This window comes from Roseateles sp. P5_B10 (assembly GCF_056400485.1).
In genome coordinates this window covers 1-11,519 of the sequence record NZ_JBFULE010000113.1, presented here as the reverse complement: position 1 = coordinate 11,519, position 11,519 = coordinate 1, and the positions used below count along the sequence as shown (strand labels likewise).

Genomic DNA, 11,519 nt, shown 5'->3' with positions numbered 1-11,519 from the left:
GGAAGACATCAAGAAGGCCTACCGCAAGCTGGCCATGAAGCACCACCCCGACCGCAACCAGGGCGACGGGGCGAAGAAGTCCGAGGAAAGCTTCAAGGAGGCCAAGGAGGCCTACGAGATGCTGTCCGACGCGCAAAAGCGCGCGGCCTATGACCAGTACGGCCATGCCGGCGTCGACCCCAACATGGGCGCCGGCCGCGGCGGCCCGGGCGCGGAAGGCTTTGGCGGCTTTGCCGAGGCCTTCGGCGACATCTTTGGCGACATCTTTGGCGGCCAAGGCGGCCAGCGCCGTGGTGCGGGCGGCGGCCAGCAGGTCTACCGCGGCAGTGACCTCAGCTACGCGATGGAGATCACGCTCGAGGAAGCCGCCCGCGGCAAGGAAACGCAGATCCGCATTCCCAGTTGGGAAGGCTGCGAGACCTGTGGCGGCACCGGCGCCAAGCCTGGCACCAGCGCCAAGACCTGCGGGTCATGTCAGGGCTCGGGCACGGTGCACATGCGCCAAGGCTTCTTCAGCATCCAGCAGACCTGCCCGCACTGCCACGGCAGCGGCAAGATCATTCCCGACCCCTGCACCACCTGCAACGGCCAGGGCAAGGTCAAGAAGCAGAAGACGCTGGAAGTGAAGATCCCAGCCGGCATCAACGAGGGCATGCGCATCCGCTCGGCGGGCAATGGCGAGCCGGGCGTGAATGGCGGCCCCAGCGGCGACCTCTACATCGAGATCCGCATCAAGCAGCACGAGATCTTCGAGCGCGATGGCGATGACCTGCATTGCACGATGCCGGTGTCCATGATCACCGCCGCCCTGGGCGGCAACATCGAAGTCCCCACGCTCGGCGGCAAGGCGGAGATCGAACTGCCCGAAGGCACCCAGCACGGCAAGACCTTCCGGCTGCGTGGCAAGGGTATCAAGGGCGTGCGTTCGAGCTATCCGGGCGACCTGTACTGCCACATCGCCATCGAGACGCCGGTCAAGCTGACCGAGCATCAGAAGAAGCTGCTCAAGGAGCTCGATGAGTCGCTGAAGAAAGGGGGCGAGCGCCACTCGCCCAACGCCAAGAGCTGGACGGATCGGGTCAAGGACCTGTTCAAGTAAGCGAGCACCAAACCGGTCAGAGCCGCGGCTTCCGCAAGGAGCCGCGGCTTTTTTACGCCTGTCACGCGCAGCCCGCCTGCGTCGTAAATCACGCCGCGCACCAAAAGAGCGAGTAAACGAGATCTCCCGACTTGACTCATAAACCCTAAAGTCCGTCGACTGTCACCCCAATGACTCATAAGTGACTTCTTCTGCGCGTCTCCCGATCAAAATCCACGGCCCGGCGCCGGGGCGGGAGGCCGCATGTTCCTGATGGACCAGACCATCCAGACGGCGTCGGCGTTGATCATCGACAGCAACGCCAACTCACGCAGCCTGATGTCGGCGCAGTTGCGCGACCTGGGTGTCGGCACCGTGCGCCAGACGCCACGCGTGAAGGATGCGCGGGTGATGCTGGAGCATCAGACGTTTGACATCGTGCTGTGCGACTACCACTTCGACAGCAGCGACACCTCGGGCCAGGACCTGCTCGACGAACTCCGTCGTGAAGGCCTGCTGCCCTATTCCACGGTCTTCGTCATGGTGACGAGCGAGGCCACGTACGCCAAGGTGGCCGAGGCCGCTGAAGCCGCGCTCGACGCCTACCTCATCAAGCCCTACACCAGCGCCAACCTCGCCGAGCGCCTGGCCAGTGCGCGCCACCGCAAGCGCGTGCTCAAGGGCATCTTCGAGGCCATCGAGAACCAGGACTTCGAGACCGCTGCCAACCTCTGCCTGGCGCGCTTCGATGCCAAGGACAAGTACTGGCTCTATGCCGCGCGCATCGGTGCCGAGTTGCTGCTGCGGCTGAAGCGCTTCGACGACGCGCGCACGCTGTACGAGGCCATCATCGCTGCCAAGACCGTGCCCTGGGCGCGACTGGGCGTGGCGCGTACCGAGGTGGCCAGCGGCAATTTGCAGGCCGCACGCCGCACGCTGGAAAACCTCACCGGCGACCTGCCCGACTACGCCGACTCGCATGACCTGATGGGCCATGTGCAGATGGAACAGGGCGACCTCGCCCAGGCACTCAAGACCTATCAGACCGCCGCGACGCTGACGCCCGGCTGCCTGCTGCGCCTGCAGCGCTGTGGCTCACTGGGTTTTTACGCCGGCCAGCGCGCCGAGGCGCTGAAGATGCTGGAGCGCGCCATGTCCCAGGGCCTGCGCTCCAAGCTCTTCGACATGCTCAGCCTCGTGCTGATCGGCCTGATGCGCTTTGACGCGAAGGACCACAAGGGCTTCAAGTACACCCACGACGCGCTGGCCGCCGCGCTGGAACGCGCGCCGGGCTCCATCCGGCTGCAGCGCTTTGACCTGGTCTTGCGCGGCCTGGCCTTCCTGCTGGAGCGCCGTGTCGGCCAGGCCCTGGTCATGGCACGCGAGGTCACCGAGCATGCCCAGAGCGGCAACTTCGACCTCGAGGCGGCCTCGCTGCTGACGGCGCTGTGGATACGCCTGTCCAGCCAGGAGGTCGAGCTTGAAGAGATGATGCCCATTCTGCGCGGCCTGGGCACGCGCTACTGCTCGGCCAAGGCCAGCACCGAGATCCTCGTGTCCATGTCCGAAGGCCACCAGGGCGCGGCCGAGCAGTTCCGCGATTGTCACCAGCAGATCTTCAATGTCGCCGAGACGGCCATGCGCCACTCGCTGCGCGGCAGTGCCAAGGTGGCCGTCGAGCTGCTGATCCAGCAGGGCGAGGCCACGCGCAACGCCAAGCTCATCGACATGGCCGGCCTGGTGCTGAAACGCCATGCCGAGAAGATCGAAGGCGCTTCAAGCCTTGCCGAACAGATCGACGACCTGCACGGGCGCTATGTGAAGCCCATGGGCGGCGGGCCAGGCAAGGCGCGGGCCGCGGGCGGCGTCACGCTGCGCGCGGCGACGGCCGAAATCGCCGCTTGAGCTGACCCGGCGCTGTCGGCCACGTATCACCCGAGACGCCAGCCCGCGCGGGGCCGCGAGAATGCGTCGCCGCCTCTTTCCGCCTCCTGATGCCTTTGCTCAAGCGCCTGCTGGCCTGGTTCCAGCCCGACACCTCGCGTCCCCTCACCCAGGCCTGGCTGGCCGCCCTGTGGATGGGGTTGCTGGCCAATTGGCCGCTGTGGCAGCAGCTGCACGGCATGGCCGATGTGCGCCCCTTCTTCATCCTTGCCTTTGCCGGCATGGTCACCGCCGCGACCGGCGCGCTGCTGAGCCTGCTGGCCTGGCCGCGCTTCATCAAGGGCCTGCTCGTCGTGCTGCTGCTGAGCGCCGGCGCCCTGGCCCACTTCATCGGCAGCTACGGCATCGTCTTCGACCCCACCATGGTCACGAACATGGTGCAGACCGACGTGCGCGAAACGCGCGACCTGCTGAGCTGGCGGCTGCTCGTCAGCATCGCAGTGCTGGGCGCCTTGCCCGCCTGGTGGTTGCTGCGCCGGCCCACCGCGCCGCGGCAGGCCCTGCCGAAGCGCCTGGGCGGCAACGTCGTCGCCTTTGGCCTCGGCCTCGTCGCGATGGTGCTGCTGGCGTTGAGCGTGTTTGCCGATCTGTCATCGACGATGCGCAACTACAAGACCATCCGCTACATGGTCACGCCGCTGAACGCGGTCTATTCGATCAKCAGTGCCGCGCTGCGCCGCCAGGCCGCACCCAGCGGCCCGCCCGCCGTCATCGGCGTCGACGCCCGGCTGCTGCCGCGCGCGGAAGGGGCCAGGCCGCCGTTGCTGCTGTTCGTCGTCGGCGAGACGGCGCGCTCCATGAACTTCAGCCTGAACGGCTACGCACGGCAAACGAACCCGGAGCTGGCCAAGCTGCCAAGCTCGAATCTGATCAGCCTGCGCCAGGTCACCTCCTGTGGCACCGCCACGGCGGCCTCCCTGCCCTGCATGTTTTCGCCGCTGGGCCGCGAGGCTTTTGGCGACGTGAAGGGTACGCAGGAAAACCTGCTCGACGTGCTGCAACGCACCGGCCTGGCCGTGCTGTGGCTGGACAACCAGAGCGGCTGCAAAGGCCTTTGCGACCGCGTGCCCAACAGCTCAACAGCCAAGCTGCCTGAAGGCGCGGCTCCGCTGCCGGCGGGCCTGTGCGATGGCGAAGAATGCTTCGACGAAGCTTTGCTGCATGAGTTGGACAAACGCATCGCGGCGCTGGATCCGGCGCGTGTGAAGCGTGGCGTCGTCCTCGTCATGCACCAGATGGGCAGCCACGGCCCGGCCTACTTCAAGCGCTCACCGCCCGACCTCAAGCCCTTCCAGCCCGAGTGCAAGAGCAACGCGCTGCAGCAGTGCCCGCGCGAGCAGGTCGTCAATGGCTACGACAACACGCTGGTGACGACCGACCGCCTGCTGGCGCGCAGCATCGCCTGGCTGCAGGCGCAACAGGCCTTCGATGTGGGCATGCTCTACGTCTCTGACCACGGCGAGTCGCTGGGCGAGAACGGCCTCTATCTGCACGGCATGCCCTATGCCATGGCGCCGGCCGAGCAAACGCATGTGCCCATGGTGCTGTGGGTGCCCGAGGGTGGAGGGCTGGCTGCGTCGCTGAAGCCCGGCTGCCTGCAAGGCCTGCGCGACAAGCCCGCCTCGCACGACAACCTCTTCCACACCGCGATGGGTTGGGTGGGCGCTCGGTCGGACGTCTACAAGGCCGATTGGGATTTGCTCGCCGGCTGCCGGCGCTAGAACAGGCTCCCCTGCGCTGACGGTTTGCGTGGCGGTGTGAACAGCGCCAGTTGCACCGGCCGCCGCTTGTTGCGCAGGCCCAGCTTGTGGACGGCCCGCTGGAAGCGCGCCTGCAGCAGCTGAGCCCACACGCCTTCGCCGGTAAAGCGCGTGCCGAAGCGAGCGTCGTTGTCTTTGCCGCCGCGCATGTCGCGGATGCGCGCCATGACACGCTCGGCGCGGTCGGGGAAGTGGCGCTGCAGCCAGTCCTGGAACAGCGGATTCACCTCCCAGGGCAGGCGCACCGGGATGCTGAACGCCGAACTCGCCCCGGCCGCTGCAGCGGCTTCGAGGATGCGTTCCAGCTCGGGCTCGTTGATGAAGGGAATGACGGGCGACACGCTGACGCCCACCGGCACGCCAGCCTCGGCCAGTGCCTGGATGGTGCGCAGCCGCCGCGCGGGCGCCGCAGCGCGTGGCTCGAGGATGCGGGCGAGGTCGTTGTCCAGCGTCGTCACCGACAGGTAGACCGACACCAGGCCCTGCATGGCCATCGGTGCGATCAGGTCCAGGTCGCGCTCGATGCCGCTGCTCTTGGTGACGACCGAGAACGGGTGGCTGCACTCCGCCAGCACGTCGACGATGCGGCGCGTGATGCCCAGCTTGCGTTCAACCGGTTGGTAAGCATCGGTGGCCGTGCCCAGCACCAGCGACTTGGGCACGTACTTGGCGCCGGCCAGCGTTTCGCGCAGACGCTCGGCCGCATTGACCTTGGCAATGATGCGGGTCTCGAAGTCCAGCCCCGGCGACAGGTTCAGATAGCTGTGCGTGGGCCGCGCAAAGCAGTAGATGCAGCCGTGTTCGCAGCCTCGATACGGGTTGATGGAGTAGTCGAAGGAGATGTCGGGCGACTGGTTGCTGGTGACGATCTTCTTGGCGTGCTCTTCGATGATCTGCGTGGCCACCGGCACATGCTCTTCGCCGGCCTCCTGGTCCAGCGAACCCCAGCCGTCGTCGTACTGCTCACGCTCGCGCTGCTCGAAGCGATGGGGCATGGCGGTGGCCGTGCCACGGCCCTTGATGGAGTCGATCGGGACGAGGGCCGGCTGGGCGGCGGCAATGCGGGTGGGAGCAGGCGACATACTGTAAATATATACAGTATTTTGACGATATTCCAGGCAAACCCCGCGCCTCCTCGGGATGGTGGCGTGACACGCCTTGCGTAGAGTCCGCCCGATGCCCCATCCACTTGCGCGGCCCTGGCCGCTGTTGCTTCTTGCCCTGGCCGCGACCTGCGGCGCCGCCTCACCCCTGCCGACCCCGGGGCACTACCGCATCGATGGCGAAGCCACCATGCGCAGCGGCAGCGGCCCCCTGTTGGTCGAACGCGTCGAGCGCTGGGACGGCAGCAACGGCAACCGCTTCATCACCACGCGGGCCGACGGCCGCTCCCACCAACAGACCTATGCCGGCACCGAGCCGGTGACCTGGTGCGTGCCGGCTGCCTCGGTGCCGCCCAACCAGTTGCCCGACCGCTGCAAGACACGCTGGTGGCCGGCACAGGGCGGCACCCTGCTGCAGGCCGAGTGCCAGGCCGGCCGGCTGCAGGAGCAATGGAAGCAGCTCGACGCCAAGACCTGGGAGCGGCAGATGCGCCTCACGCTCGCGCCGGGAGGCGGTGGCAGCGACCCCGCGGCCGCTCTCGCCATGGTCGAGCGGGGCCTGTCGCCAGCCGAGGCCGCCAAAGCCCGCGCGGCGATCGCGGCCCTGCCCTCGGCCCAGGGCCGGGCCGCCGCGATGGCGCCGGTCTACGAAAAGATCGAGGCCACCATCCGCAACGGCAAGCCGGAGGAAGCAGCCGCCGCGCGCCAGCAACTGGCCGCCCTGCAAGCCGCCCAAGGCGGCAGTGGCGTGACGTGGACGACGACGCTGACCGAGCGCTGGACACTCACCGGCGATCACTGCAAGCCGGGCTCCTGAAACGCAGCCGCGACCGCGAGAACGCGGCCGAGATAATCCGCCCGCTTTCCCCTTGGCGACTTTTGCCCTTTTGGCAGGTGCCCTCGTCCGCCCAATGCCTCTCGAAGCGATTCCCGGCACCCCCGCCCGACTGCGCGATCAGCGCGACTACATGCGCCTGCTGGGGGCCCGCGTGACCGGCGGCGCAGCCAACCAGATGCTGATGGTGGCCCTGGGCTGGCAGATGTACGACCTCACCTCCAGCGCCTGGGACCTGGGCCTGGTCGGCCTCGCGCAATTCCTGCCTGCCCTGCTGCTCACCTTGCCGGCCGGCCATGTCGTGGATCAGCACGACCGGCGCCTGCTGCTGGCCGCCAGCCTGGGCCTGCAACTCGTTGCCGCGGCCTGCCTGGCGCTGTCCAGCGCCAGTGGCTGGGTGGGGCCGAACATGATCCTGATGCTGTCCGTGCTGCTGGGCTGCGCCCGCGCACTGCAGATGCCATCGCAGCAGGCCCTGATGCCGACGCTTGTGCCCCCCATGCTGCTGCCCCGTGCCGTGGCGGCGGCCAGCTCGTCGATGCAGGTGGCCATCATTGCGGGCCCGGTCCTGGGCGGCGTGCTCTATGCGCTCGGGCCCTGGGCGACGGGTGCTGCCGCGCGCGGCGATGCGGCGCATTGGGGCGCGGCCATCGTCTACGGCGTCTCGCTGCTGTTGCTCGCCGCGGCGATAGCCAGCGTGTTGACGATCCGCCATCGCGCTGCGCCGTTGCGCCGTGCAGCCCCCGACCTGGCGCAGCTGACGGCCGGCATCCGTTTCATCTGGCAGAGGCCCGTCTTGCTCGGTGCAATCTCGCTGGACCTGTTCGCCGTGCTGCTCGGCGGTGCCACGGCCCTGCTGCCCATCTTCGCGCGCGACATCCTGCACACCGGCCCCGAGGGGCTGGGCCTGCTGCGCTCGGCCCCGGCCCTGGGCGCCGTCGTCGTCGGCGTCTGGCTGGCCCGCCACCCCATCGCACGCCGCGCCGGCCACTGGCTGCTCGGCGCCGTGGCGGTGTTCGGCTTGACGATGATCGCGTTTGCGCTGACGACCTCCTTCCTGGTCGCCTTCGCCGTGCTGGCCATCAGCGGTGCGGCCGACATGTTCAGTGTCGTCATCCGCCAGTCCCTGGTGCAGCTCGAGACGCCGGACGAGATGCGCGGCCGCGTCGGCGCCGTGAATTCGGTCTTCATCGGCGCGAGCAACCAGTTGGGYGAGTTCGAGTCCGGCGCAACGGCGGCCCTGCTTGGCCCGGTCGGCTCAGTGCTGCTCGGCGGCATCGGCACGCTGGCCATCGTCGCGCTTTGGTTCAAGGTCTTCCCGGCGCTGGCACGGCGAGACAGCCTGCAACCCGAGTCGCGCGAAACGTTGGCGCGTTGATCGCGCCGACTACGCGTAGGCCACGACCTACATCTCCACGCGGCCTCGGCGAGATGGCTGGCCCACGCACCGGCGACTAGATTTGAACGGTCGGAAGCCAGGAGCTGTAGCCTCAACAGGCCGCTCAACAGGCCAACGGCGGAACGCTCGACGCCTCGCGTCGAGCGTTCTCTTTTTGCCCAACGCTTCGGAACGCCGCCAGGCACACGGCTTGCCCATCGCCCATCACATGAGCAGCGTCCGCATCCAACCCTTCAATCCCGACAAGATGAGGAGGTGAACATGGACGTCTCGGGGCTTTTYGCCATCCACGTGTCGCCACTGGAGCTGATGCTGCGGGGCACGCTGATGTACTGGTTCCTGCTGCTGATCTTCCGCTTCGTGCTGCGGCGCGACCCCGGCTCCTTCGGCGTCGCCGACATCCTGATGGTGGTCGTGATCGCAGATGCCTCGCAGAACGCCATGTCGGGCAGCTACGACACAGTGGCCGAGGGCTGGATCCTGGTCGCTACGCTGGTGTTCTGGAACTATGCGCTGGACTGGGCCAGTTGCCGCTGGCCCCTCGTGCACAAGCTCACCGAGCCTGCGCCACTGCAGCTCGTCAAGGCGGGGCGCGTGCTGGGCCGCAATCTGCGCAAAGAGTTCCTGACGCGCGAGGATCTGGAGGCTCAATTGCGCCAGGCTGGCGTCGAGGACGTCGGCGCGGTGCGGGCGGCCTACCTGGAGGGCGACGGCAAGTTGTCGGTGCTGCGCTACGACGACAAGAAGCCCGCCCGCCGGGACGAGGACGAAGGACCGCCCGGCACATGACGTCGGACGAGACACGGGCACACTGCCTGCCCCCGGCCCGCCCTCAACACGGAAGGACGAACTTGAAAGTCGATGACGAAGGCCTGCAGCGCAGCGAGGAGCGTTTTCGCCTGCTGGTGGACAGCGTGCGCGACTATGCGATCTTCATGCTGGATCCCGCCGGCCATGTGCTGACCTGGAACGCCGGCGCCGAACGCTTCAAGGGATACAAGGCGAACGAGATCATCGGCAGCCATTTCTCGCGGTTCTACCCGCCGGAGGCACTGGCCCGGCAACTGCCTGCTCATGAACTTGAGATGGCCGCGCGCGAAGGCGCCTTCGAGGACGAGGGTTGGCGCGTGCGCAAGGACGGCTCGCTGTTCTGGGCCAATGTCGTCATCACGGCGATGCGCGACCCGACAGGACGGTTGGTGGGTTTCGCCAAGGTCACGCGTGATCTGACGCAAAGGCGCAACCACGAGGAGGCGCTCAAGCGCAGCGAGGAGCGTTTCCGGCTGTTGGTCGAGGGCGTGGCCGACTACGCCATCTTCATGCTGGACGTGAATGGCCGCGTGGCGTCCTGGAACGAAGGTGCGCAGCGCATCAAGGGCTACGCCGCCGAGGACATCCTGGGCGAGCATTTCTCCATCTTCTACCCGCCCGAAGTGCGCGAAAGCGGTTGGCCCGAATACGAGCTGCAGCAGGCCCAGGAGATCGGGCGTTTCGTCGACACGGGCTGGCGGCTTCGCAAGGACGGCACGAGCTTCTGGGCCCAGGTGAGCATCACGGCGCTGCGGGACGAGACCGGGCAGTTGATCGGCTACGCCAAGCTGACGCGCGACCTGACGGCCAGCATGCGCATCGAGGCCATGGAAATCGCCAACCGCGAACACGAGGAAATCCTGGACGCCGAGCGCAACGCGCGCATTGCCGCCCAGCGCGCCACGCGCATCAAGGACGAGTTCCTYGCCACGCTGTCGCACGAACTGCGCACGCCGCTGACGGCCATCCTCGGCTGGACCCAGGTGCTGCTGCGGGCCAAGCCGGGCGATGAGCGCGTCAATCTGCAGCGCGCCATCGAGGTCATCGATCGCAATGCGCGTGCCCAGGTGCAGCTCATCGACGACCTGCTGGACCTGAACCGCATCATGACCGGCAAGCTGAGGCTGGACCTGCAGCAACTGAGCATGGSCAATGTCATCCAGGCGGCCGTCGAAACCGTCACTCCTTCGGCATCGGCCAAAGGTGTGGAGCTGCAATCCCTGCTGGATACGGGCCCCGCCATGGTCAATGGCGACAGCGGTCGGTTGCAGCAGGTGGTGTGGAATCTGCTGAACAACGCCATCAAGTTCACGCCCGCGGGCGGCCGGGTGCAGGTGCTGCTGCAGCGCRTCAACTCCCAGGTGGAATTCAGTGTCAGCGACACCGGCATCGGCATCCCGGCCGCCTTCCTGCCTCAGGTGTTCGATCGCTTCACGCAGCAGGACGGTTCCACCTCGCGGGCCCACGGCGGCCTGGGCCTGGGCCTGGCGATCTGCAAGCAGCTCATCGAACTGCACGGGGGCAGCATCCGCGCCGAGAGCGCCGGCGAAGGCCGGGGCGCGAGCTTTTTCGTCAGGTTGCCGCTGTCTGCCCTGCAGGCGGCCGGAGAGCGTGACGAGGATCCTGCCTCTGCCGATGCGCGGGCCAGCGAGAATCTCGCCCTCCCCAAGCTGGACGGCGTGCACATCTTCGTGCTGGACGACGAGCAGGACACACGCAGCCTGCTGTGCCGCATCCTGGAGGATCAGGGGGCCCGGGTGGTGGCCTTTGCCTCGGCGCAGGAGTTGCTGAAGGCCGTCCAGCTGTCACGGCCGACCGTCATCGTCAGCGATGTGGGCATGCCCGGCGTGGACGGCTATCAGATGATCCGCACATTGCGAGCGACCGAGACGCGGAACTCCCGCATTCCGGCCCTGGCTCTCACGGCCTTCGCCCGGGCCGAGGACCGCAAGCGCTCGCTGCTAGCCGGCTTCCAGGCCCATCTGGCCAAGCCTTTCGACGTGGCCGAGCTCATCCTGCTGGTGGCCAATCTGGCCGAGAAATAGCGCGCGCCTCAGTACTCGTCACGCTCCACACCCACATACCCAGGTGCGAGGTTCTCAAACTTGGTGTGCATCCGCTGGAACATCAGCTTGACTGTCCCGACCGGGCCATTACGCTGTTTCGCAATGATGATCTCAGCCACGCCCGGCTCCTTGCACTCGTCCTTCGTGTAGTACTCATCACGGTAGATGAACATGATGATGTCAGCGTCCTGCTCGATGGCGCCGGACTCACGCAGGTCGGACATCATCGGCCGCTTGTCGGGCCGCTGCTCCACCGAGCGGTTCAGCTGCGACAGGGCGATGACGGGGCACTTCAGCTCCTTGGCCAGGGCCTTCAGGCCGCGCGAGATCTCGCCCAGCACCGTCGCGCGGTTTTCCTCGCTGCCGCCGCCGTTGCCGCTCATCAGCTGCAGGTAGTCGATGACGATCAGGCCGAGCTGGCCGCAGATGCGCGCCTGGCGGCGTGCACGGGCGCGCACCTCACTGGGCGACAGGCCGGGGCTCTCGTCGATGAAGATGCTGGCCTTGCCGAGCTTGTCGACGGC

Annotated in this window: 9 protein-coding genes; 7 read left to right on the top strand and 2 right to left on the bottom strand. The window is 67.3% G+C overall.

Annotated features, from left to right (window positions below):
- From dnaJ to AC1DU6_RS10170, 3 genes are all read left to right on the top strand, one after another.
- On the top strand, window positions 1–1,099 hold a 1,099-nt coding region (dnaJ, locus tag AC1DU6_RS10180; protein WP_477857015.1), incomplete at its 5' end, for a molecular chaperone DnaJ.
- 243 nt (window positions 1,100–1,342) lie between these two features.
- Window positions 1,343–2,983 (top strand): response regulator, encoded by a 1,641-nt coding sequence (locus tag AC1DU6_RS10175; RefSeq protein ID WP_082532698.1) that lies wholly within the window; start codon window positions 1,343–1,345, stop codon window positions 2,981–2,983.
- A gap of 89 nt (window positions 2,984–3,072) precedes the next feature.
- Window positions 3,073–4,743 (top strand): phosphoethanolamine transferase, encoded by a 1,671-nt coding sequence (locus AC1DU6_RS10170; protein ID WP_477857012.1) that lies wholly within the window; start codon window positions 3,073–3,075, stop codon window positions 4,741–4,743.
- Here the strand turns inward: AC1DU6_RS10170 and AC1DU6_RS10165 are convergent.
- Entirely contained in the window at window positions 4,740–5,864 is a 1,125-nt protein-coding gene (locus AC1DU6_RS10165; RefSeq protein WP_477857010.1) for a PA0069 family radical SAM protein, read from the bottom strand. The genes AC1DU6_RS10170 and AC1DU6_RS10165 overlap by 4 nt on opposite strands.
- Window positions 5,865–5,958: 94 nt before the next feature.
- On the opposite strand from AC1DU6_RS10165, the gene AC1DU6_RS10160 reads away from it, so the two are divergent.
- The 4 genes from AC1DU6_RS10160 to AC1DU6_RS10145 all read left to right on the top strand — a co-directional run bounded on the left by AC1DU6_RS10160 (window position 5,959) and on the right by AC1DU6_RS10145 (window position 10,974).
- Complete coding sequence (locus AC1DU6_RS10160; protein ID WP_056198080.1) at window positions 5,959–6,702, top strand: hypothetical protein; 744 nt, start codon at window positions 5,959–5,961, stop codon at window positions 6,700–6,702.
- Between the two features lie 94 nt (window positions 6,703–6,796).
- Window positions 6,797–8,098 (top strand): MFS transporter, encoded by a 1,302-nt coding sequence (locus AC1DU6_RS10155; protein ID WP_477857008.1) that lies wholly within the window; start codon window positions 6,797–6,799, stop codon window positions 8,096–8,098.
- Window positions 8,099–8,380: 282 nt separating this feature from the next.
- The gene (locus tag AC1DU6_RS10150) at window positions 8,381–8,908 is read left to right on the top strand and encodes a DUF421 domain-containing protein (RefSeq protein WP_477857006.1); all 528 of its coding nucleotides are present in this window, start codon (window positions 8,381–8,383) and stop codon (window positions 8,906–8,908) included.
- Complete coding sequence (locus AC1DU6_RS10145) at window positions 8,905–10,974, top strand: PAS domain-containing hybrid sensor histidine kinase/response regulator (RefSeq protein ID WP_477857004.1); 2,070 nt, start codon at window positions 8,905–8,907, stop codon at window positions 10,972–10,974. The genes AC1DU6_RS10150 and AC1DU6_RS10145 overlap by 4 nt, the downstream gene beginning before the upstream one ends.
- Before the next feature lie 8 nt (window positions 10,975–10,982).
- Here the strand turns inward: AC1DU6_RS10145 and AC1DU6_RS10140 are convergent.
- A partial coding sequence (locus AC1DU6_RS10140; RefSeq protein WP_477857003.1) for a DnaB-like helicase C-terminal domain-containing protein occupies window positions 10,983–11,519 on the bottom strand: 537 nt, incomplete at its 5' end.